Annotated in this window: 20 protein-coding genes; 13 read left to right on the plus strand and 7 right to left on the minus strand. The window is 71.3% G+C overall.

Features of this window, described 5'->3' with window-relative positions; genetic code table 11:
• Positions 1 to 208 precede the first annotated feature (208 nt).
• The 3 genes from OG510_RS04060 to OG510_RS04070 all read left to right on the plus strand — a co-directional run bounded on the left by OG510_RS04060 (position 209) and on the right by OG510_RS04070 (position 2,269).
• Complete coding sequence (locus OG510_RS04060; protein WP_406135294.1) at positions 209 to 1,135, plus strand: SGNH/GDSL hydrolase family protein; 927 nt, start codon at positions 209 to 211, stop codon at positions 1,133 to 1,135.
• A 92-nt stretch (positions 1,136 to 1,227) separates the two neighbouring features.
• Positions 1,228 to 1,809, plus strand: coding sequence for a hypothetical protein (locus OG510_RS04065; protein ID WP_406135295.1), 582 nt, complete (start codon positions 1,228 to 1,230; stop codon positions 1,807 to 1,809).
• Positions 1,810 to 2,011: 202 nt separating this feature from the next.
• Entirely contained in the window at positions 2,012 to 2,269 is a 258-nt protein-coding gene (locus OG510_RS04070; RefSeq protein ID WP_406135296.1) for a hypothetical protein, read from the plus strand.
• A gap of 98 nt (positions 2,270 to 2,367) precedes the next feature.
• Here OG510_RS04070 and OG510_RS04075 read toward each other — a convergent pair whose 3' ends face one another.
• The 6 genes from OG510_RS04075 to OG510_RS04100 form a co-directional block, all read right to left on the minus strand.
• Positions 2,368 to 3,021, minus strand: coding sequence for an ABC transporter permease (locus tag OG510_RS04075; protein ID WP_406135297.1), 654 nt, complete (start codon positions 3,019 to 3,021; stop codon positions 2,368 to 2,370).
• A complete protein-coding gene (locus OG510_RS04080; RefSeq protein ID WP_164262028.1) occupies positions 3,022 to 3,732 on the minus strand; it encodes an ABC transporter permease in 711 nt (236 codons plus the stop codon).
• Positions 3,729 to 4,721 carry an ABC transporter ATP-binding protein gene (locus tag OG510_RS04085; RefSeq protein WP_406135298.1) on the minus strand — a complete coding sequence of 331 codons (993 nt, stop codon included), beginning with the start codon at positions 4,719 to 4,721 and terminating at the stop codon, positions 3,729 to 3,731. The genes OG510_RS04080 and OG510_RS04085 overlap by 4 nt, the downstream gene beginning before the upstream one ends.
• Positions 4,722 to 4,809: 88 nt before the next feature.
• Complete coding sequence (locus tag OG510_RS04090; RefSeq protein WP_406135299.1) at positions 4,810 to 5,715, minus strand: glycine betaine ABC transporter substrate-binding protein; 906 nt, start codon at positions 5,713 to 5,715, stop codon at positions 4,810 to 4,812.
• Entirely contained in the window at positions 5,712 to 7,736 is a 2,025-nt protein-coding gene (locus OG510_RS04095) for a CocE/NonD family hydrolase (RefSeq protein ID WP_406135300.1), read from the minus strand. Before OG510_RS04095 ends, OG510_RS04090 begins: the two co-directional genes overlap by 4 nt.
• 217 nt (positions 7,737 to 7,953) lie before the next feature.
• Positions 7,954 to 9,153, minus strand: a complete 1,200-nt coding sequence (locus OG510_RS04100) for an FAD-dependent oxidoreductase (RefSeq protein ID WP_406135302.1) — start codon at positions 9,151 to 9,153, stop codon at positions 7,954 to 7,956.
• 152 nt (positions 9,154 to 9,305) lie between these two features.
• Between OG510_RS04100 and OG510_RS04105 the strand changes: the two genes are divergently transcribed.
• The 7 genes from OG510_RS04105 to OG510_RS04135 all read left to right on the plus strand — a co-directional run bounded on the left by OG510_RS04105 (position 9,306) and on the right by OG510_RS04135 (position 17,052).
• The gene (locus OG510_RS04105) at positions 9,306 to 9,818 is read left to right on the plus strand and encodes a MarR family winged helix-turn-helix transcriptional regulator (RefSeq protein WP_406135303.1); all 513 of its coding nucleotides are present in this window, start codon (positions 9,306 to 9,308) and stop codon (positions 9,816 to 9,818) included.
• 725 nt (positions 9,819 to 10,543) lie between these two features.
• Positions 10,544 to 11,623, plus strand: a complete 1,080-nt coding sequence (locus OG510_RS04110) for an amino acid ABC transporter permease (protein WP_406135305.1) — start codon at positions 10,544 to 10,546, stop codon at positions 11,621 to 11,623.
• Entirely contained in the window at positions 11,620 to 12,429 is an 810-nt protein-coding gene (locus tag OG510_RS04115; protein WP_406135306.1) for an amino acid ABC transporter ATP-binding protein, read from the plus strand. Before OG510_RS04110 ends, OG510_RS04115 begins: the two co-directional genes overlap by 4 nt.
• 62 nt (positions 12,430 to 12,491) lie before the next feature.
• Complete coding sequence (locus OG510_RS04120; RefSeq protein ID WP_406135307.1) at positions 12,492 to 13,514, plus strand: transporter substrate-binding domain-containing protein; 1,023 nt, start codon at positions 12,492 to 12,494, stop codon at positions 13,512 to 13,514.
• A 110-nt stretch (positions 13,515 to 13,624) separates the two neighbouring features.
• Positions 13,625 to 14,398, plus strand: coding sequence for a GNAT family N-acetyltransferase (locus OG510_RS04125; protein WP_406135308.1), 774 nt, complete (start codon positions 13,625 to 13,627; stop codon positions 14,396 to 14,398).
• A 66-nt stretch (positions 14,399 to 14,464) separates the two neighbouring features.
• The gene (locus tag OG510_RS04130; RefSeq protein ID WP_406135309.1) at positions 14,465 to 15,706 is read left to right on the plus strand and encodes an LLM class flavin-dependent oxidoreductase; all 1,242 of its coding nucleotides are present in this window, start codon (positions 14,465 to 14,467) and stop codon (positions 15,704 to 15,706) included.
• Positions 15,703 to 17,052 (plus strand): NtaA/DmoA family FMN-dependent monooxygenase, encoded by a 1,350-nt coding sequence (locus OG510_RS04135; protein WP_406135310.1) that lies wholly within the window; start codon positions 15,703 to 15,705, stop codon positions 17,050 to 17,052. Before OG510_RS04130 ends, OG510_RS04135 begins: the two co-directional genes overlap by 4 nt.
• Positions 17,053 to 17,125: 73 nt before the next feature.
• Here the strand turns inward: OG510_RS04135 and OG510_RS04140 are convergent, their stop codons facing one another.
• Complete coding sequence (locus OG510_RS04140; RefSeq protein ID WP_406135312.1) at positions 17,126 to 17,998, minus strand: SDR family oxidoreductase; 873 nt, start codon at positions 17,996 to 17,998, stop codon at positions 17,126 to 17,128.
• Between the two features lie 97 nt (positions 17,999 to 18,095).
• On the opposite strand from OG510_RS04140, the gene OG510_RS04145 reads away from it, so the two are divergent.
• The 3 genes from OG510_RS04145 to OG510_RS04155 all read left to right on the plus strand — a co-directional run bounded on the left by OG510_RS04145 (position 18,096) and on the right by OG510_RS04155 (position 21,124).
• On the plus strand, positions 18,096 to 18,851 hold the full coding sequence (locus tag OG510_RS04145) for a TetR/AcrR family transcriptional regulator (protein ID WP_406135313.1): 756 nt from the start codon (positions 18,096 to 18,098) through the stop codon (positions 18,849 to 18,851).
• Between the two features lie 98 nt (positions 18,852 to 18,949).
• Positions 18,950 to 19,918 carry a hypothetical protein gene (locus tag OG510_RS04150; protein ID WP_406135314.1) on the plus strand — a complete coding sequence of 323 codons (969 nt, stop codon included), beginning with the start codon at positions 18,950 to 18,952 and terminating at the stop codon, positions 19,916 to 19,918.
• Between the two features lie 132 nt (positions 19,919 to 20,050).
• Complete coding sequence (locus OG510_RS04155; RefSeq protein WP_406135315.1) at positions 20,051 to 21,124, plus strand: trypsin-like serine peptidase; 1,074 nt, start codon at positions 20,051 to 20,053, stop codon at positions 21,122 to 21,124.
• Positions 21,125 to 21,145 lie beyond the last annotated feature (21 nt).

The raw sequence follows: 21,145 nt of genomic DNA on the forward strand, positions 1-21,145 counted from the left end.
GCACCGGAGCGGGCGAACACCGTGCCGGAAAAGCGGCGTTGAGCGGCGTTGACGGGGCCACCGGCGCACCGCGTCGGTGCTCGACAACGCCGGTGAAGTGACGGAAGTTGTGGTGGGCGGCCGCCACCGCAGCCCGCCCACGCACAGCATGCCCGCCCCACCGCATCACGCACCGCGTCACCGCACAGCCAGGAGCCGGGAGCCCCCAGTGAACTCAGCACGCCGCACAGGCACTTGCCGTGGAGTACGACGGCTGACCGGGGCCGCACTCGCCGCCGGGGTACTCGCCGCTTCGGCCACGGCAGCCGGCCTCACCCCCGCGGTGGCGGACAGCGCGGGCACACCGGGCGGCGGCCGGCAGGTGTATGTGGCGCTGGGCGACTCGATGGCGGCGGCCCCCTTCGTACCGCACAGCACGGGCCCCTTCGCCTGCGGCCGCTCGACCCGCAACTACCCGCACGTCCTGGCCGCCCGGCTCAAGGCCGATGTCTTCCGCGACGTCACCTGCAGTGGCGCGGTGACCGGCGACATGACCGCTCCCCAGCAGCTCTCGGTCCTCGGCGCGGACGCGGGCACCGCACCGCCCCAGCTCGACGCGCTGAGCGCGGGGACCACGCTGGTCACCCTGACCATCGGCGGCAACGACGCCGGTCTGGTCGGCGTCGCGGGCAGCTGCGTCCGGCTCAGCACGCTCGGCGGGCACTGCCAGGACACGTATCTCAAGGACGGTGTGGACGTGGAGGCGACCCGTATCGACGGCCTGGGCCCGAAGCTCGCCGCCGTACTGGACGCCATTCACCGGCGCTCCCCGGTGGCCAGGGTGCTGGTCACCGGATACGGGGACTACCTCAGGGCGGGCGGCTGCTGGCCGGCCGTCCCGCTGCTCGGCAGCGACGCGGACTGGGTGCAGGGCAGCATCGACCGGATGAACCGGGTGATCGCCGCCGCGGCCGCCGCCCACGGCGCCGAGTACGTCGACGTCCGCACCCCGAGCCGGGGGCACGACGCCTGCCGGTCGCCCCGCGCCAAATGGGTGGAGGGCTTCCTGCCCACCGCTCCGGCGGCGCCGCTGCACCCCAACGCACGGGGCGAGCAGGCGTACGCGGACGTGATCCACGCCCGGCTGGCGCACTGACCGGCCGCCCCGGCCCCCCGGTCCACGCGGCCCGCAGGACGGTGCTCGGGGCCACTGGCTGTCACACAGGTCCATCGTCCATACTGCGCACCGTGGAACAGCACATAGGCCCGAAGAGCCCCCCTCCCGTGCCGGCCGCCGCGACCGATCCGGCGTACGTCCCCGGCCTGATGCCGCCGCGCGCCGAGACGGCGGCCGCCGATGCGCCGGAACCGGACGGACCGGCAGAAGGGGCGGCCCCGGAGCGTACGGAGGAGTCTGCGCAGCCGGAGCCGGAGAGCACACCGGAGCCGGAGGCCGCACCGGCACCGACATCGGCACCGGCACCGGCACCGGCATCGGCGGACACCGCGCGGGAGAGCGAGGACGAGCGCGAGGCGGGGGACGACCCGGCCGACGCCCCCGTCTTCGAGGTCTCCGACCGCCGTTCGGTGATCATCGCGAACCGCGCGGGCATGGTGCTCAGGCTGGACGACCAGGAGGCCGAGTTCGACTGGACCGAGATCGGTGCCGTCGAGTTCCAGACGTCCAAGTACGGACGCCGGCTGACCGTCTTCGTCCATCTGCCCAACCGCCACACCTACCAGGCCGATGTCACCGCGCCCGGCCGGGGCGAGCTCAAGGAATGGTCGGCGCGGCTCGATACTGTCCTGGACACGTACTTCGAGGAGTGAGCCAGGGCTTCGGCGCACGGGCCCGGGACACCGCCGGAACGTACGAGAACCGCACCCGTGTCCCCATGTCAGGACCCGTCCGGTACCCCGTTTCCCGGACAGGTGCGTCCGTTCGGCTGGGGCCGGGCGGGGCGGCTTCCGGATGCACCCCCTAACCGATATGCATGTGCTTGCCCATGTAGTTGTCGAATTAGGAGTCTCTATGCGTCTTCGCAGCATGCTCGTCGCCAGCGCCTTCGCCGCCTCCGCGGTGCTGGGCGGCGCCGCGTCCGCCTCGGCCCACGACTACGGTCACGGCCACGGCCACCACCACGGCCACCACGGCATCGCCGCGGCGGGCAGCTTCCACAAGGAGGCCGGCGGGATCTACTACCACAACCTCGGTGGCCCGGCGGGCATCACGGACGCCGGTGCCTACAAGAACGCCAGCGAGGGCTGGTTCGGGTTCATGGCTCGCTGATCAGCGACCCGCCGCCCCCGGTACCGCGACTGCGCGGCGCCGGGGGCGGCGGTCTGTCCGGACGAGGGGCGGGTACGGCGACGAACCCCGGACACCCCCTAGGCGCGCGACACGCGCAGCCCCTTCGGGACCAGGAGCCGCTGGATCAGCGCGATCAGCCCGTCCGCGGCGAGCGCCAGCGCCGCCACCCACAGCGCCGCGGCGATCACGCCCTCAAGGCCGTAGTTGGCCTGGCCGAGGACGATGTCCCCGAGCCCGCCGCCCCCGGCCACCGTGGCCAGGGTGGCCGCGGAGATGACGTACACCACCGCGATCCGGATGCCGGAGAAGAGCAGCGGGAGGGCCAGGGGCAGCTCCACCTTGAGGAGGACCTGCAGCGGGGTGAGGCCCATTCCGCGTGCGGCTCGGACCATGTCCGGGTCGACCTGGTCGACGGCCAGATACGCCTGGCTGAGGATCGGCGGGATGGCGGTGATCAGCAGCGCGACCGCGATGTTGACGAAGTTGAGGCCGAAGATGCCCAGGCCGATCGCGATGACCGCGAGGTTGGGCAGGGCCCGGCCCACGTTGGAGATGCTGGTGGTGAGGAACTCACCGCGGTGCAGATGGCCGAGCCAGAGCCCGACGGGGACGGCGACCACGAGCGAGACGGCGATGACGATCGCGCACATCCAGACGTGCTGCCCCGTCTTCTCCAGCATCAGCGACATCCGGTCGTGCATGAAGGTGAACGAACCGATGAAGGTGTCCATTTACGCGGCCTTCCTGCTCCGGGCCCACGGGGTGAGCAGCCGTCCGGCGAGTACCAGCAGTCCGTCGGCGGTGAGCGCCAGGACGACCGCGAGGGCGCCCGCGCCGATGAACTGGGTGTTGAACGGTGACTGCAGCGCCTTGAGGATCAGCGAGCCGAGGCCGGAGTCGATGACGTAGGCCGCGATGGCGACGGTCCCGATGGTCATGACCGTCGTGACCCGCAGTCCGGAGATGAGGGACGGCAGGGACATCGGCAGCTCGACCTTGAAGAGGATCTGCCGTCTGGTCAGCCCCATGCCGCGCGCCGCGCGCACCGCGTCCTCCGGGACTTCGCGGAGCCCGGTGAGGATGGTGGTGAACAGCAGATAGAGGCTGTACGCGATGAGGGCGATCTCCACCGTGAGCACGGAGAACCCGGTGACCGGGACCAGGAGTTGGAAGAGCGCCAGCGGCGGCACCGTGTAGAGGAAGGACGAGAGGGCGGAGGCCGGCATCGCGAACCAGCCCTGGAAGTGGGCGAGTACGGCCATCAGGAAGGCGATGACGAAGCCGGCGACGACCGCGATCAGGGTGAGTTCGATGTGCTGGACGAGCGCCGGCCAGAAGAGGGTCGACCAGTGTGCGGTGAACCAGTCCACGCAGAAGGTGGAGTTGTTCGCCACACAGGCGCTGGGGCTCCCGTAGTCCGGGATGACGGGTCCCGCGCTCATGCCGCGCCCGCCTTCCGTACGGCGTCCATGGACGCGGTGCCGAGTACGGCGCCGCCGTCCCCGGTGACCCGTACGGCGTCGGCGCCCTCGGCCACCATCAGGGAGAGCGCGGAGCGGAGCGTGGCATCGCCGGGCAGGCCGGGGAGTTCGCCGCCGCCGGTGTCCGGGGCCGGTGTGAGCTCCAGATCGCTGAGCCTGACCAGGGACAGGCGCTTCAGTCCGCGGTCGGCGCCGAGGAACCGGGCGACGAACTCGTCGGCCGGCTTCTTCAGGAGGGTCCGGGGCGGGTCGTACTGTGCGAGCCTGCCGCCCTCGCGGAGGATCGCGACGCGGTCGCCCATCTTCACGGCCTCGTCGATGTCGTGGCTCACGAAGATCACGGTCTTGCGGATGCGCTCGTGCAGCGCCAGGAACTCGTCCTGGACATGCTCACGGGTGATGGGGTCGAGCGCGCCGAACGGCTCGTCCATCAGCATGACCGGCGGGTCGGCCGCGAGGGCCCTGGCGATGCCGACGCGCTGGCGCTGGCCGCCGGACAGCTGGGTGGGGTAGCGCGACCCGTACTCGCCGACGGGCAGGCCGACCAGGTCGAGCAGTTCGGCCACCCGGTCCTTGGTGCGTTTCCGGTCCCAGCCGAGGACTTTGGGGACCGTGGCGATGTTGGCCGCGATCGACAGATGGGGGAAGAGGCCCGTCTGCTGGATGACGTAGCCGATCGAGCGGCGCAGCTGGATGGGGTCGAGGTCGCGGATGGACCGGCCGCCGATGCGGATGTCGCCGCCGGTCGGCTCGGCGAGCCGGTTCACCATCATCAGCGCGGTGGTCTTGCCGCTGCCGGACGGGCCGAGCAGCACACAGATCTCCCCCGCGGGCACGGTCAGCGACAGGTCGTCGACCGCGGGCGTCGCGGAGTTGGGGTACGTCTTGACCACGTGGTCGAAGACGATCTCCTGCGCGGAGGTGGAAATTTTATGGCTTTCCTGGCTCATTGGGGGCTTTTTCTCCTGGAGAGCGACCGGAAGGTCGCAGATGGGTGGCGGGACGCCGCCGCGGGTCGTCGCGCGGCGGCTGCCTGCGTCAGCTGATGTCGTTGGCCTTCAGGAACTTGGCCGCGACTTCGGAGGGGGCAAGCCGTACGGTGTCGACCGCGCGGTTCATCTCGCGTACCGCCTGGTCAGTGAGGAGCGCGTCCACCTTGTTCAGCGTCCTGGCGAATTCCGGGCCCTGCTTCTCCTGCACGCCCTTGCGTACGACGGGCGCCACGTTCTGGAAGCCGTAGTAGCCCTTCGTGTCGTCGAGGAGGGTGTAGCCGCCGCGGGCGAGCTGCGGGTCGGTGGTGAAGACGTCGGCCGCGTCGACCTGTCCGTGGTCGAGTGCGGAGTACTGCAGGCCGATGTTGAGGGTCTTCACCTCGGTGTTGTGCAGCCCGTAGGTCTTGACCATGTCGTGGTAGCCGAGCGCGCCCTCCATGTTGTCCGGGTACTCGGCGAAGACGACATGTCCCGCCTTCCTCAGATCGCTGATGGTCCTCAGCCCGTACTTCTTGGCGAACGCGGGCTTGACGGCGACCGCGTCGCGGTTCTGGAAGGGGGTCGGGGGCAGCATGGTCAGCCCGCGGGTCTCCTCGTACGCCTTGGCCGCGCGGTAGGTCCCGGCGGCGGAGTGCGGCATGGTCTTACTGCGGGCCAGGACCTGGAGGATGACCCCGGTGTACTCGGGGTACAGGTCGATCTGGCCGGAGGTGAGTGCCCCGTCGATGACGGTGGTGCTGCCGATGTTCGACTTCAGCTCGACGTTGTAGCCGGCCTTGGTGAGGGCCTGTTTGTACAGCTCACCGATGATCCACTGCTCGGTGAACTCCTTCGCCCCGATGACCACGGTGGGCTTGCTGCCCGTGGTCTCGGACACCGCGCCGCAGCCGGACAGCGCGGCCACACCCATCAGGGCCAGACAGCCGGCCAGTACGCGCCTGAGGCCCTTCACACCTGGTCCCGGGGGACGCTGAAGGACCAGGTACGGCTGAAGACCTCGCGCTCGTCGTCGCCCGCGCCCTCGAACGCGGACAGCTGGTTGACCACACAGAAGTCCGTGGCGTCGGCGGTCATCCTGGACCTGGTGCTGATGCGCGTCGCCCAGCCGCCCCGGCTGATGGACTCCTCGCGCTCGCTCTCGACCACGGCGGACAGCGGGTCGCCCTCGACCAGCCGGAAGCGGTTGAGGTCGCTGCCGGTGCGGGTGAGGCCGTCGGCCCTGTCGGTCATGGTGCCGTCGGCCGGGGTGGTGACGATGATCTGCTCACCGGTCTCGTAGTCGAAGCCGACCGTCCTGTCCCCGGGGATGGAGGTCAGCTCGATGCTGTGCGGAGGAACATCGAGCGGCGGTCCGTACGGGCGCAGCTCCGCCTCTTCGGCGGGGCGGGGCGCGCGTACCGGCAGGGTCAGCTCGCCGTGGGCCGTGTCGAGTTCCAGCGCCACCTGCTCGGGCGAGGGCCAGACCCAGGGCCACAGCGAGGCGGAGACGGAGATCCGGATCCGGTTGCCGGCGCCGAAGGCGTGGCCGGTGGCGAACAGCGGCACCGCCACCTCGTAGGCGCGGCCCGGCTCCAGCGGCTGCGGGTCGCTGTGGCCGTCCCGGTGGGTGAGGTTGAGGAAGCCCGTGGTGACCAGCTTGGAGCTGCCGTCGGGCCAGACCTCGCAGAGCCGCACGGCGAGCTGCGCCTGCGGCCGGTCGCTGGTGACCCGCAGGGTCACCTCGGGGGCGCCGAGGATTTCGAGACGCTCCGCGAGGGCGGGCCCGGTGAATGTCCTGGAGCGGCCGTCGTCGGGTGCCTGGTCGCCGTTCTGGCCCGGTATGTCGCCGAACTTGAGGAAGTCGCCGCCGGAGGCGCCGATCGCGAGCGGCGACCGGAGTACGGCCGTGCCCGGCTCGCCGCCGAGCGCGCCGAGCGGGGTGACGGCCGCTTCGACGCCGGGGGCCGGCCAGGAGGGTTCGGCGACCCAGCGTCCAGGGCGCTCCTCGCGGTCGGAGCCGACCGGGGCCGGGTCGGGTATCCAGGCCCGCAGGGCGGGTTCGTCCATGATGCCGTTGTCGGCGCCGCCCATCCAGTGGTCGAACCAGCGCACGCACTCGCCCTGGAAGTCCATGGCGGGGCCCGGTTCGGCCTGGTGGGGGTAGGTGTGCGCCCAGGGGCCGAGCAGGGCCTTGGCGGGCACCCGCAGGTTCTCCATGAGCCGGAAGACCGCGCCGCGGTACGGGTCGAGCCAGCCGCCGACCGCGTAGACCGGGACCTTGATGGCCGAGTAGTCCTCGCAGACGGAGCCGTGCTGCCAGTAGGCGTCCCGGCGCTGGTGGGTCAGCCACTCCTCGGCGTACGGGACGGTCTTGTCCAGCCGGTCGAGCCACTCGTCGCGCCAGGACTCGCCGATGACGGCGGGGTCGGACGGGCGGGCGTTGTACGCGAGCATCGTCGCGGCCCAGGGCAGCATCTCGGAGGCGAGCAGCGAGCCGCCCGCGTAGTGCACGTCGTCGGCGTACCGGTCGTCGGTCGAGCAGACCGTGACGATGCAGCGCAGCTGGGGCGGCTGGAGGGCGGCTATCTGGAGGCCGTTGAAGCCGCCCCAGGACTTGCCGATGATGCCCACCTGGCCGTCCGACCAGTCCTGGCGCTCGATCCAGGCGAGGACTTCGAGCGCGTCGGACAGCTCGGTGGCGTGGTATTCGTCGAGCATGATGCCGCTGGAGTCACCGCTGCCACGGCAGTCGACCCGCACAGCGGCATAGCCGGCCCGCGCGAACTGACCGTGCAGCGTCACGTCGCGGGGGGCCGTCCCGTCGTTCTTCCGGTACGGGATGTACTCCAGGACCGAGGGAACCGGTCCTTCGGCGTCGGCGGGAAGCCAGATCCGGGCGGCGAGACGGGTCCCGTCATCGAGAGGGATCCAGACATGGCGCAGAACGCGTACGGAATGCTGTGCGGGGGTGCGGTGAGTAGTGGCAGTGCTCATGTTCCGGCACCTTAGAGGAGCCTGATATTCCGTTTGTCCCGAGTGCCCGTGTATTACACACTTGTTCAACCGTGAACAAAAGCACAGGCATAGGGCGGGTCATTGTGGGTAAACACCCCATATTTGCACGCCCGTGTGCATGTAACGACGGTCATAGCCATGGCCCGCCCCACGACAGCCCCACGACAGCCCCACGGCCCGCCCCATGGGCCGGCGCCTATCCGGCGTGACCGTAATCGGGCAGCACAAGAGCCGTGCTGGCCGTGCGGCCCTGACCCTCCGACGGAAGAGCGGCACCCCCGCGCAGAGCGGCGTTGCGCGCGTCCAGCTGCTCCCGGGTGCGCGGGGTGACCGTGGCGCTGCCGCCCAGGGCCAGCGCCTGGTTCAGCTCCACGAACTCACGGACCGTCTTCTCGTAGGCAGCGAAGGCCGTGGTGTGGTCGGCGCGGGTGGCCAGCTCACCCGCCAGCACATACGCCCCCACCAGCGAGACGCTCGACCCCTGGCCGGACAGGAAGGAGGTCGCGTGGGCGGCGTCCCCGGCCAGCGCCGTACGTCCGGTGGACCAGGTCGGCATATGGATCTGGCTCACGACATCGAAGAAGAGGTCGTCGGCGCTCCGCATGGCCGCCACCATGCGCGGAATCTCCCACTGCGTGTCGGGGAACTCCGATGCCACCAGCTCACGCTGGGCCCACGGGTCGCGGAACGCCCCCAAGGGGGCCTTCTCCTGAGCGAACGTCAGGAATCCGTGCAGGGTGTCGGCGGGGTCGTGGGCGTAGAGCGTCGCGGCCCTGCCCGGGACGTTCCACATACGGGCCTCGTGCGCGAGGCCGAGGTCGTTGGGCAACGTGAATCCGGCGAAGCAGTAACCGAGGTAGCGGTGGTACCGCTCTTCGGGACCGAAGGCCAGGCGGCGGGTGTTGGAGTGCAGCCCGTCGGCACCGATCACCAGGTCGAAGGTGCGCCGGGTGCCGCTGTCGAAAGTGACCTCCACGGCGTCGCCCCGGTCGTCGAGGGTCGCTATCGAGTCGTTGAACAGAAACTCGACCCTGTCCCGGACCAGGCCGTGGAGACAGTCGGCCAGGTCTCCCCTGCGCACCTCCAGATCGAGGTTCTCCGCCCCACCCGTGACGGCCTCGGGCCGTACAGCGGCCACGACACCACCATCGGCATCGAGGAAGGAGATCTTCCGGGTGTCCACATGGGCCCGCCGGAGCTGCGGCAGCAGCCCCATCCGGTCGGCCACGTCACGCGCGGTGCCCCGGACGTCGATCGCGTACCCGCCGCCGCGCATCGCGGGGGCCTTCTCCACCACGGTGACCTCGAAGCCGTACCGGTCGAGCCAGTAGGCGAGGGACGGGCCGGCGATGCTGGCGCCGGAGATGAGGATCGTGCGGTTGACCTTGGGGTACATGATGAGTCCTCCTCGTCCGGGCTCCCACCCGGGGCAGTAGATGCCTACTTTAGGTATCCTTATTGCGGGTGCAGCACACCCCGGACACCGACGAGCAAGACCACCGTATAGATACCTGTGTTAAGTATGCAAATGGAGCTGGGATGAATGGGATGAACACGCCAACACCGGGCGAGCCCGAGCAGGCCGGCAACCAGGACGACGTACTGGCCGTGATGCCCCGCCTGGCCCAGCTGAGCAACGCCATCAGCCGTGGCCGGCTGGTGCACCACGCCATGGAGGCCGCCGGGGCCACGGTGGACCGGCCCGCCTTCTCCGTACTGCTCGCCCTGCACTTCGCGGGCAAGCCGCTTCGGGTGAAGGAGATCGCGGAGCAGGTGCAGGTCGTCCAGCCCCACGCCACACGCCAGGTCCAGCAGTTGGAGCGGCGTGGCCTGGTGCACCGCATCGGCGACCCGGACGACGGACGCGTCAGCCTGATCGAGCCGACAGCCGAAGGCGCGCAGGCCGCCGACCGTTACGCGCGCACGCTCGTCGGATGGTTCACCGGAGCCGTCGCGCACTGGCCGGAACAGGACCGCAAGGACCTCGGCCGGCTGCTGACCCGTTTCACGGACGACGTGACGACCCGGCTGGCGGCCCTGGACGACACGGCGCCCTCCTAGACACGCACCGCGCCCGACGGTATGACCGCTGCGGGCCGCGGGTTCACGGCCTGCGGGGCCGGTATCCCGCCGGGGATGAAGCCCGTGTTACGGCATCGCGAAATGAACGGCGGCCGGCGGCCCGGCCCGCACCCCGGCCGCACGCGCACACCGCCCGTGTCCCGTCGGCGTCTGCCCTGCTCAGAGCGGGTACGGCTGTCCCGCCCCGGCGTCGGCGGACCACGGCCCGGGGCTGTTCACACTCCCTGGACGCGCATTGACGCCCACTTCCCCGCATGGGTTACTGACGCCGGACCGGCCCGGTGATCCCCCGCCGGTCCGGCGGCCCCGATTCCCGTGTGCCGCCCGTTTCACCGAGCGCGCCCCCCGGCGGCGCCCGCACGGCGGAGAGAACCAGGGTGACCAGCATGGAACGCGCACCGGAGAGGACGGCAGCCGTACGCCGCCTCCGCTGCGCCCTGCCGCACCCCGGCTCCGCGCGTACGCCGTCGTCGGCGGCCCACCCCTGTCGCTCGTGTACCGGCGGGTGTCGCTCGTGTACCGCCGGGCTGCCGGCCGGTGCTCCGCACCGCGGCCGCTGACGCCCCGGCAGATCCGGCCCGCTCCCCCAGTTCCCCGCGCTCTCTCCCGTACCGCCGTTCCCGGCACCTTGCCCGGGGCGCCCGGCCCGGCCCCGGCCGTGCCGGCCCCCGCCGCCCGGCGACCTCTTGATCTCTGGAGTACCCATGCCCGAGACGTCCGCGCCCCCGGACGAGCCGGTGACCGCCGGCGCGCTGCCCGCTCCTCCCGGACCGCCACGGTCCGGTACGGCGTCCGGACAGGACGACGGACCGGACGCAGGGCCGGATTCCGAACCGGGTGCCGGTACGGCCGCCCCGGTGCGCGACCCCCGGCTCGCGGCCGAGCGGGTGCTGCCGCTGCGTCACCCGTGGCGCTGGGTGCTGACGGCCGTGGTCGTGGTGCTGGTCGCGCAGTTCCTGCACGGCCTGGTGAGCAACCCGTTCTACCAGTGGAGCCGGTTCTCGTACTGGTTCTTCCGCCCGGTCGTGCTCGACGGGCTGCTCATCACCCTCGAAGTCGCGGCGCTCAGCGCGGTGGCCGGGCTCATCGGCGGGATCGTCCTCGCGCTCTGCAGGCTCTCCCCCAACCCCGTACTCAGGTCGGCCTCCTGGGTCTACATCTGGCTGCTGCGCTCGGTCCCGCTGATCGTCGTCCTGCTCTTCCTGTACAACTTCAGCGCGCTGTACCGGACGCTCAGCCTGGGCATCCCGTTCGGGCCCGCCTTCTTCCGGTTCGACGAGTCCCATCTCGCCACCGACCTGGTGGTCGCCGTCGTCGGTCTGAGCCTCAACGAGGCCGCGTACGCCGCCGAGGTCGTCAGGTCCGGTGTGCTCTCCGTCGACCAGGGCCAGCACGAGGCGGCGTCGGCCCTCGGGCTGCCGCCCGGGTTCCGGTTCCGCCGCATCGTGTTCCCGCAGGCCCTGCGGGTCATCGTGCCGACCTATGTCAACCAGCTGATCGGCCTGGTCAAAAGCACCTCGCTGGTCTTCTACGTCTCCCTGCTCGACCTCTTCGGCACGGTGCAGAGCCTGGGCAGCACCTACCCGGGGGATGTCGTACCGCTGCTGCTCGTGGCCACCTTCTGGTACATCGTCCTGACGAGCGCCGTCTCGGTCGTCCAGTTCTACGTGGAGCGCCACTACTCCCGCGGTGCGCTGCGCACCGTACCCCCCACTCCACTGCAGAAGCTCAGGGCCGGGATCCGCAGCGCGCGTGCCCGTATCGCGATCGGAGCGGGCATATGAGCCTCAGCACCACAGCACCGCAGGGCGAGGAGTCCGTCCGCTCCGCGCCGGTCGCCGTGGAAATCCACCGCGCGCACAAGTGGTTCGGGGACCACCAGGTCCTGCGCGGTATCGATCTGACCGTGGACCCTGGGTCGGTCACCGTCGTCATCGGGCCTTCCGGGTCCGGCAAGTCGACGCTGCTGCGGGCCGTGAACCATCTGGAGAAGCTGGACATCGGCCATGTGACGGTCGGCGGCGAGCCCATCGGCGTACGGCACTTCAGGGGCCGGCTGAAGGAGCTGGCCGAGCGTACGATCCGGGCCCAGCGCAGCCGTATCGGCTTCGTCTTCCAGCACTTCAACCTGTTCCCGAACCTGACGGTGCTGGAGAACGTCGCGGCGGCCCCGACCGCCATCGGCCGTACCGACCGGGAGGGCGGCCGGGCCCTGGCCCGCACCCTGCTGGAGCGGGTCGGTCTCGGGGACAAGGCCGGCGCGTATCCACGGCAGTTGTCCGGCGGCCAGCAGCAGCGGGTGGCCATCGCACGGGCGCTGGCCCTCGAACCGGGGGTGATCCTCTTCGACGAGCCGACATCGGCGCTCGACCCGGAGCTTGTCGGCGAGGTCCTCTCCGTCATCAAGGAGCTGGCGACGGGTGGAACCACGCTGATCGTGGTGACCCACGAGATCGGGTTCGCCCGCGAGGTGGCCGACCAGGTCGTCTTCCTCGACCAGGGGCTGATCGTCGAACAGGGGCCGCCTGGACAGGTACTCGACCATCCCCGCGAGGCCAGGACCAGGGAGTTCCTCGGCAAGGTCCCCTGAGCGGCTCCGTCCGCATCGCCTCCCGCCCGTCACCACCCGCACCCACCACCGAGGAATCCGACATGCTCCGCCGCAGCTCACCACTGTCCGCTCTCGCCGCCGCCGGCACCGTGCTCGCCCTGGCCGCCGGACTCAGCGCCTGCGGTGCCGGCAGCGCCGAGGACGGGACCGGCTCGCCGGCCCCCGCCGCCAAGGGGTCGGTGGTCATCGGCACGGTCTCGAACGGCGCCGCCAAGCAGACCACCCTGCACGTCCCCGAAGTGGCCGCCATCCGGGCGCAGTTGCCCAAGTCCGTCACCGCGGACGGCAAGCTGACCGTCGGGCTCGGCATGCTCCCGGCCGGCTCGGCGCCGCTCGGGTATGTCGGTGACGACCAGAAGACCCTCACCGGATCCGAGCCCGATCTCGGCCGGCTGGTCGCATCGGTGTTCGGCCTCAGGCCCGACCTGAAGAACTCCACCTGGGAGAACCTGTTCGTCGGGATCGACAGCGGCCGCACCGAGGCGGGCTTCTCCAACATCACGGACACGGAGGAGCGGAAGAAGAAGTACGAGTTCGCCTGCTACCGCGAGGACAACCTCGGGTTCGAGGTGCGCAAGGACTCCGGCTGGCACTTCGACGGCACGTACAAGAGCCTGGCGGGGAAGACCGTCGCGGTGGGAGCGGGCACCAACCAGGAGAAGCTCCTGCTCGAATGGCGGGGCAAGCTGGCGGCCGAGGGCAAGAAGCTGACGGTGAAGTACTACCAGGACAGCAACAGCACCTATCTGGCGCTGAATTCGAAGAAGATCGACGCGTACTTCGGCCCGAACCCGAGCCTCTCGTACCACATCACCCGCACCGCATCGACCCCGCAGGCGACCCGCAGCGCGGGCACCTTCTCGGGGGCCGGGGCCTCGCTGCAGGGACTGATCTGCGCCACCGCCAAGAAGGGCAGCGGCCTCGCGAAGCCACTGGCCGCGGCCATCAACTACCTGATCGGGCACGGTCAGTACGCCAAGTGGCTGCGGGCGTGGAACCTCGGGAACGAGGCCGTGAAGAACGCCCAGGTGAACCCGCCGGGGCTGCCGGTCAGCAACTCCTGAGCCGTGGCACCGACGACTGCCGAGCCACATCACCGCCTTCCGCTCCGAAGGCGGTGACCCAGCAGAAACGCCCGCCCAGAACACTCCCCGCAGAGAAGAGAAGGCGCCGCATGTCCACCGAACTCCAGCCACCGCGGCCGCCCCTCCCGCCGCCCGCTCCCGCGCCGCCGCCCGGACCGGCCGCTCCGCATCTGCTGGACAACGCCGCCTGGGCCGCGCTCACCGGCCCGCACCGGCGCTTCGCCGAGACGGTGGGGGCCGCCGCGCGCTATCAGCCGGATGTCGCGCCCTTCGTCGCACTGGCCGATCCTGCGTCCCCCGCGGCCTGGGACGACCTCGCCGTACTGGTCGGCCGCGGCGGGCAGACCGCCGTCACCGGGGTCACGTCGGTGCCGGACAACTGGGAGACGGTACGCAGCGGTTCGGGCGTCCAGCTCATCGCCACCACCCTGCGTACGGCCCGCGACCCGGAGGCGGTCCGGCTGACCCCGGCGGACGTACCGGAGATGCTGGACCTGGTGAGCCGCACCAGGCCGGGCCCCTTCCTCCCCCGCACGATCGAACTGGGCGCGTACTGGGGGATCCGGCGCGGCGGGCGGCTGGTGGCGATGGCCGGCGAGCGGCTGCGCCCGCCGGGCCATACCGAGATCAGCGCCGTCTGCACGGATGACGGGCACCGGGGCCAGGGGCTCGCCACCCGGCTGGTACGCCATGTGGCCGACGGGATCCGGGACCGCGGGGACACTCCGTTCCTGCACGCGGCGGCCGAGAACGAGAACGCCATCCGGCTCTATCTGTCGATGGGCTTCACGCTGCGGCTGCGCAATCTGTTCGTCGTGGTCCGGGTCCCGGGAGGTGACGCCCCGGCCGTACCGGGGGCCTGACCGGACCTGGCGCTCCTCCCCCGCTCTCCCCGCACCCCCGCCCCTCAGGAAAGGCACCCCGCGGACATGTCACCCTCTCCCACCCCTTCCGCTCCTCCCGGACCGCTTCATCTCGCCGTGGCGCTGGACGGCGCGGGCTGGCACCCGGCCTCCTGGCGTGATCCCCGGTCCAGGCCGGAGGGACTCTTCACCGCCCGCTACTGGCTGGACGCCGTACAGGAAGCCGAGCGCGGACTCATCGACTTCGTGACGTTCGAGGACGCGCTGTCCCTCCAGTCGACCGACCCGACCGGTGACGACCGGCGCACCGACCAGGTGCGCGGCCGGCTGGACGCGGTCCTGACCGCCGCCGCCGTGGCGCCGCTGACCCGGCACATCGGGCTCGTACCGACCGCGGTGGTCACCCACACCGAGCCCTTCCACCTCGCGAAGGCCATCGCCACGCTGGACCATGTGAGCGGGGGGCGCGCGGGCGTCCGGGTCCGGGTCTCCCCATCGGCGCACGAGGCGGCGCACTTCGGCCGCCGGGACCTGCCGGAGTTCCGGCCGCAGGACCTCGGGCACCCGGCCGCACAGGAGCTGATCCGTGAACTCTTCGGCGAGGCGGCCGACTACGTCGAGGTGCTGCGCAGGCTCTGGGACAGCTGGGAGGACGACGCCGAGATACGCGACACCGCCACCGGGCGGTTCATCGACCGTACGAAGCTGCACTACATCGACTTCGAGGGCGAGCGGTTCAGCGTCAAGGGCCCGTCCATCACCCCGCGGTCGCCGCAGGGGCAGCCGCTGGTGACCGCACTCGCCCACGGGCCCGTGCCGTACGCGCTCGTGGCGGGCTCGGCGGACGTCGGGTATGTCACGCCGCACGACGCCGCCGGTGCGCGGGCCGTCACCGACGAGATCCTGACCGCCCGGGACGCCGCGGGCCGGGGCGGTGAGACCGTCCATGTCTTCGGGGACCTGGTGGTCTTCCTCGACGACACCGCCACCGCCGCGAAGGCCCGCAGGCAGCGGCTGGACGAGACGGCCGGTGCCCCGCTGACCAGCGACGCCGAGGTGTTCACCGGCACCCCGGCTGGACTCGCCGACCTGCTGCTCGACTGGCAGCGCGCGGGCCTGACCGGATACCGGCTGCGCCCCGCCGTGACCGGCCACGACCTGCCGGCCATCACCCGGGGCCTGGTCCCCGAACTCCAGAGCCGGGGCGCCTTCCGCCGCGCCTACGAGGCCGGATCGCTGCGCGGGCTGCTCGGCCTGACGCGGCCCGCCAACCGTTACGCCCGGGTCCGGGCCGGAGGACAGTCATGAGCGACACCCTGAAGCAGATCCACCTCGCGGCCCACTTCCCCGGGGTCAACAACACCACGGTCTGGAGCGACCCGGAGGCGGGCAGCCAGATCGACTTCGCCTCCTTCAGCCACTTCGCGCGCACCGCGGAGCGGGCCAGGTTCGACTTCCTGTTCCTGGCCGAGGGGCTGCGTCTGCGGGAGCAGGGCGGCGAGATCTACGACCTGGACGTGGTGGGGCGCCCCGACACCTTCACGGTGCTGGCCGCGCTCGCCGCCGTCACGGAGCGGATCGGTCTCGCCGGCACGATCAACTCCACCTTCAACGAACCGTACGAGGTGGCACGGCAGTTCGCCTCGCTCGACCATCTGTCGGCAGGCCGGGCCGCGTGGAACGTCGTCACCTCCTGGGACGCCTTCACCGGGGAGAACTTCCGGCGCGGCGGTTTCCTCCCGGAGGCGGACCGCTACACCCGCGCCGAGCAGTTCCTCCGTACCGCCTGGGAGCTGTTCGACTCCTGGGCCGACGGGGATGTGCCGGCCGACCGGGAGAGCGGGCGGTTCCTGCGGACGCCGGACGCCGGTACGTTCGCCCACCGCGACCAGCACTTCGACATCGCGGGCCGGTTCAATGTGCCGCGCTCGCCGCAGGGCCGGCCGGTGATCTTCCAGGCGGGCGACTCCGACCAGGGCCGGGAGTTCGCCGCCGCGACCGCCGACGCGATCTTCAGCAGGCACTCCGCGCCGGAAGCCGGCCGGGTCTTCTACCGGGATGTGAAGGGGCGGCTGGCCCGCCACGGAAGGTCCCCGGATGAGCTGCTGATCCTGCCCGCGGCCACCTTCGTACTGGGCGACACCGACGCCGAGGCCCAGGAACGCGCCCATGAGGTGCGGCGCAGCCAGGTCAGCGGCCAGACCGCCATCAAGTTCCTGGAACACGTCTGGAACCGGGACCTGTCGGCGTACGACCCGGACGGGCCGCTGCCCGACATCGACCCCGATACGGGTGAGCACACGGTGGCGCGGGGCCGGGCGAGCGTACGGATGGTGCGTGACCCGCTGGCCACCGCGGCCGAGTGGCGGCAGCGGGCGAAGGCGGAGGGGCTGTCCATCCGGGAGCTGGTGATCGAGACCAGCGCCCGGCAGACGTTCATCGGTTCGCCCGCCACGGTCGCCGCCGCGGTGAACGACGCCGTGCAGAGCGAGGCGTCCGACGGCTTCATCCTGGCCCCGCATCTGGTCCCCGGCGGCCTGGACGAGTTCGCCGACACGGTGGTGCCCCTCCTCCAGGAGCGCGGGGTCTTCCGTACGGAGTACGAGGGGACGACGCTCCGCGACCACCTCGGGCTGCGCACACCGGGTACCTGAGACGGCCCGGCCGATGCCGACGGGCCCTGCCGGAGGGCCTGTTGGCGTATGCCCGCCCTCCAGGCGGGGCTGGTCAGCGCACGGCATCCTGCGCCAGGTGCTCGCGCAGGACCGTACGCAGGGTGAGGGGCTCGCGGCCGAGCAGGGTGGCCAACGTCGGTTCGACGGCGGTGAATTCGTCCGCCCGGCTCGCCGCGAAGATACCCAGCAGCTGGTCCGCCACCTCGGCGGGAGCGCCATGGCCCAGCAGGTCCTCCCGGTACTGGCTGTCGGGGACGGTGGTCCTGGTGATGGTGCGGCCCGTGACCTCGGTGGCGAGGCGCGCGATGTCGTCGAAGGTCAGCGCCTGCGCCCCGGTGAGCGGCGGGGTGGGCCCGTCGAAGCGGCCCTCGTCGGCCAGGATGACGGCGGTGGCCTCGGCGAGGTCGGCGTGCGCGGTCCAGGTGACGGAGCCGTCCGCGGGGAGCGCGATCTCGCCCGCCGCCAGACCGGGGCCCGCCAGCTGGAGGGCGCTGGCGGCATAGAAGCCGTTGCGCAGGGAGGTGAACGGCACGCCGGACGCGCGCAGGGCCTCCTCGGTGGCGGCGTGGTCACGGCATGCCTGGAAGTGCGACGAGGCGCCCGCGCCCATCTGGCTGGTGTAGAGGATGCGGCGGGCGCCGGCGGCGACGGCACCGTCGATCGCGGCGCGGTGGTCCCGTACGGTCTCCTCGCCCATCTTGTCGACGGACACGATCAGCACCTGGGAAGCGCCCTCGAAGGCGTGGGCGAGGCTGTCCGCGTCGGTGAAGTCACCGCGCCGCACCCGGACACCCTGATCGGCGAACGCCTGGGCCTTCCGCGGGTCGCGAACGCTCACGCCGACCTGGCCGGCCGGGACGCGGGTCAGCAGCCTCTCGACGACCTGGCGTCCGAGCTTTCCGGTGGCTCCGGTCACGATGATCATGGTTCTCTCCAGCGATAGTTCCAGTGGAATCACCTTCACGATAACACCGATATTTCCGAGGGAACAGCCCGAGCGGTATCAGCGGTATCGTTGACTCATGTCACCACGCCCATCCGACAGGGACGGCGCAACCGCCGTCGACTCCGCCACCCCGGCCGCGGACCGGGAGGAGCCCCGGCAGCGAGTCATCGAGGCGGCCGCCGATCTGCTGGCGCGCGAGGGCCGCGACGCGGTCACCACCCGCGCGGTCGCGGTCGCGGCCGGTCTGCAACCCCCGGCCATCTACCGGCTGTTCGGCGACAAGGCGGGGCTGCTCGACGCGGTGTCGGAGTACGGCTTCGCCACGTTCCTCGCGACCAAGCAGGGCGAGCACGCCGCACCCGAGCCGCAGGACCCCATCGAGGGCCTGCGGGCCGGCTGGGACCTGGCGGTCGAGTTCGGCCTGGCCAACCCGGCCCTCTACACCCTGATGTACAGCGAGCCCACCAGGGGCACGTCGGCCGCCTTCCAGGCCGGCATGAAGATCCTCATGGGCCGCATCCGGCGCCTCGCCGCCGACGGCTGGCTCCGTGTCGACGAGGACCTCGCGGCCGCGATCATCCACGCCACGGCGCGCGGCGCGGTGCTCACCTGGCTGTCACTGCCCGAGGAGCGGCGCGACCCGGCACTGCTGACCACCCTGCGGGAGTCCATGGTCACCGCGGTGACCTACGACGAGCCGGCTGTGCGGACCGCGGGCCCGGCGGGCGCCGCCCGCACCCTGCTGGCCACGCTCCCCGACCAGACGACGCTCAGCGGCGCGGAGCAGCATCTGCTGAGGGAGTGGCTGGCCCGCCTCACGTCCGACGGCTGAAACGCCGCACCGGAACAGCCCTTCGCTCACCATGATCAATACTCTGTCGGCAGACGCGTGACCTCGCGTCTGCCGGAGAGAAAGGCGAGCGAACTCCAGTGAAACTCCCCATGGTGCAGCGGATGGTCTGGCTCACGGCGGCGACGGCGCTGCTGACGGCGCTCGGCATCGCCCCGGCCGGTGCGGACGGTACGGCCGGTACCGCCGACGGGCGGCAGGACGCGGCGACCGGATGGCAGAAGGTGGGCGGCGACGCCCGGAGCGGTGTCAGCGGCATCGCGTACGAAGGCCACGCCCCGCACGGAGCGGGCGTGAGCGCCCTCGTCGTGCACGACAACAAGGACACCGGGCAGCAGCGCCTGTCCCGGATCACCCTGGGCAAGGACTCCGATCGCGTCTCTCCGGTCACCTGGGACGGGCCGGAGCCCGTGGACCTGGAGGCCGTCGAAGCCGTTCCGGGGCAGCCCTCGGAGTATCTGGCGCTCGCCGGCCGTGGCATCGTCTACCACCTCGAAGTCACCGGCTCCACGGCGAAGGTCCTCGACTACGCGCCGCTCCCGGCGATCGGCCAGGGCGACAACTTCGAGAGCCTCGCGCTGGTGTCCCGTGACAACCACCTCGCCGCCCTGTGGGCAGACCGCGGAGCGGGCCGGGACCGCCCCGCCACGCTGTACTCGGCGTCCCTCAGCTTCGACGAGTGGGGGCAGGCGCAGTTCGGCGGCGTGACCCACCAGGCGTACCGGGCCGCGTATCCGACCGATCAGGAGACCAGGCACATCTCCGATATCTCGGTGACCGACTCCGGCCGGATCGTGGTGAGTTCGGCGGCGGACGAGGGCGACGACGGCCCCTTCGAATCCGCGGTGAGCGAAGCGGGCCGGGTCACCGTGTCGGGGGCCGGGCAGGTGCGGGTCACACTGGCGGCCTCACCGACCGTGCTCAAGACGTTCCCCCAGCACAAGATCGAGGGGGTGGAGTGCCTGCCGGGAACCACCGAGGCCCTTCTCGGCACGGACGACGAGAACCTCGGCGGATACGTGCGGACACTGCCGCTCTGCAGGAACTGACACCCTGACACCGGCCCGGAACGGCCCCGGGTCCCAGGAGCGGAACGCCCCTGCGTCGAGGCGCTCAGGACCGACATCACCGGCTGACAGAAAACTGACAAGAAGCTGACAGCGGTTCCGCATTCTCTGCCCATGCGATATCTGCCACATCCCTTCCATGGGCCCCTGTCCCGTCCGCACCTGCGGCGCATCACCGCGGTGGCCGCGGCGGCGGCAGCAGGAGTGTCCCTGCTGGTCGCCGCCCCGGCTCCGGCAGCTGAACACCCCGCCGCCGGCCAGGTGGCCGTCCACCAGCAGGCGGTCACCGCGGCACAGCAGCAGGCGGTCCTGCACTACTGGACGCCGGAGCGCATCGCCGCGCTCACCACGCCGACGTCCGGCAACCCGCCCGCCGGCGGCCCCGACGGCGCGCCCTGGACCACCGAGAACGCGCTGCCGAAGACCGTCGGACGGCTGTTCTTCACCGACCACGGCGAGGACGTCAGCTGCACCGCCACCGTGGTCCGGAGCGCCAACCGCAGCACGGTGGTGACCGCGGGCCACTGCGTGGACAACACCGACCTGCTGGGCGAGAACAACCAGTGGGCGACGAACGAGATGTTCGTGCCCGGCTACCACGACGGCCAGGCGCCCTACGGCAAATTCGTCGGCCGCACGGGCGTCGCCGACGCCACCTGGCTGGCCAACGACCAGCAGCACGCCGAGACGTACGACGCCTACGACCAGGCGTTCGTCGTGCTGAACCCGAACGAGCGGGGCCAAAAGCTACAGGACGCGGTCGGCGCGGCACAGAAGATCGGCTTCGATCGGCCCGGCGACGTGACCGGCGACTCCTTCGGCTACCCGCGCGCCGCCAACGACCCCTCGCGCGAGGGCCTCCCCGAGTACACGGGCGAGCGTCTCGCGTACTGCTCGGGGACCGGCAGGGAATACCCCGGTACGCCCGAATTCCCCGAGCCGCCTGGCCTGTTCGGCCTGCCGTGCACCATGGGCGGCGGCTCCAGCGGCGGGCCGCGGATCACCGGCCTGCACCCGGTGACCGGCGTGGGCACGGTGGTCGGCGACAACACGCAGAGCGCGTTCTTCGACACCGCGGGCGCCCCCTGCCCGGTCGACTCCCACGACGACTGCGTCCGTTACCTTGTCGGCCCGCAGTTCAGCTCGGCGATCACCGAGCCGCTGTACGACGCGGCCCAGCGGGCGTGAGCGGCGCCCACCGGGCCGTCC

Source organism: Streptomyces sp. NBC_01089 (genome assembly GCF_045162975.1).
GTDB lineage: Bacteria > Actinomycetota > Actinomycetes > Streptomycetales > Streptomycetaceae > Streptomyces.

Coding starts and splice junctions, on each gene's coding strand:
- OG510_RS04070 (WP_406135296.1), top strand. CDS start 2,012: ATGCGTCTTCGCAGCATGCTCGTCGCCAGCGCCTTCGCCGCCTCCGCG.
- OG510_RS04075 (WP_406135297.1), bottom strand. CDS start 3,021: ATGGACACCTTCATCGGTTCGTTCACCTTCATGCACGACCGGATGTCG.
- OG510_RS04080 (WP_164262028.1), bottom strand. CDS start 3,732: ATGAGCGCGGGACCCGTCATCCCGGACTACGGGAGCCCCAGCGCCTGT.
- OG510_RS04085 (WP_406135298.1), bottom strand. CDS start 4,721: ATGAGCCAGGAAAGCCATAAAATTTCCACCTCCGCGCAGGAGATCGTC.
- OG510_RS04095 (WP_406135300.1), bottom strand. CDS start 7,736: ATGAGCACTGCCACTACTCACCGCACCCCCGCACAGCATTCCGTACGC.
- OG510_RS04100 (WP_406135302.1), bottom strand. CDS start 9,153: ATGTACCCCAAGGTCAACCGCACGATCCTCATCTCCGGCGCCAGCATC.
- OG510_RS04105 (WP_406135303.1), top strand. CDS start 9,306: ATGAACACGCCAACACCGGGCGAGCCCGAGCAGGCCGGCAACCAGGAC.
- OG510_RS04110 (WP_406135305.1), top strand. CDS start 10,544: ATGCCCGAGACGTCCGCGCCCCCGGACGAGCCGGTGACCGCCGGCGCG.
- OG510_RS04115 (WP_406135306.1), top strand. CDS start 11,620: ATGAGCCTCAGCACCACAGCACCGCAGGGCGAGGAGTCCGTCCGCTCC.
- OG510_RS04120 (WP_406135307.1), top strand. CDS start 12,492: ATGCTCCGCCGCAGCTCACCACTGTCCGCTCTCGCCGCCGCCGGCACC.
- OG510_RS04125 (WP_406135308.1), top strand. CDS start 13,625: ATGTCCACCGAACTCCAGCCACCGCGGCCGCCCCTCCCGCCGCCCGCT.
- OG510_RS04130 (WP_406135309.1), top strand. CDS start 14,465: ATGTCACCCTCTCCCACCCCTTCCGCTCCTCCCGGACCGCTTCATCTC.
- OG510_RS04135 (WP_406135310.1), top strand. CDS start 15,703: ATGAGCGACACCCTGAAGCAGATCCACCTCGCGGCCCACTTCCCCGGG.
- OG510_RS04140 (WP_406135312.1), bottom strand. CDS start 17,998: ATGATCATCGTGACCGGAGCCACCGGAAAGCTCGGACGCCAGGTCGTC.
- OG510_RS04145 (WP_406135313.1), top strand. CDS start 18,096: ATGTCACCACGCCCATCCGACAGGGACGGCGCAACCGCCGTCGACTCC.
- OG510_RS04155 (WP_406135315.1), top strand. CDS start 20,051: ATGCGATATCTGCCACATCCCTTCCATGGGCCCCTGTCCCGTCCGCAC.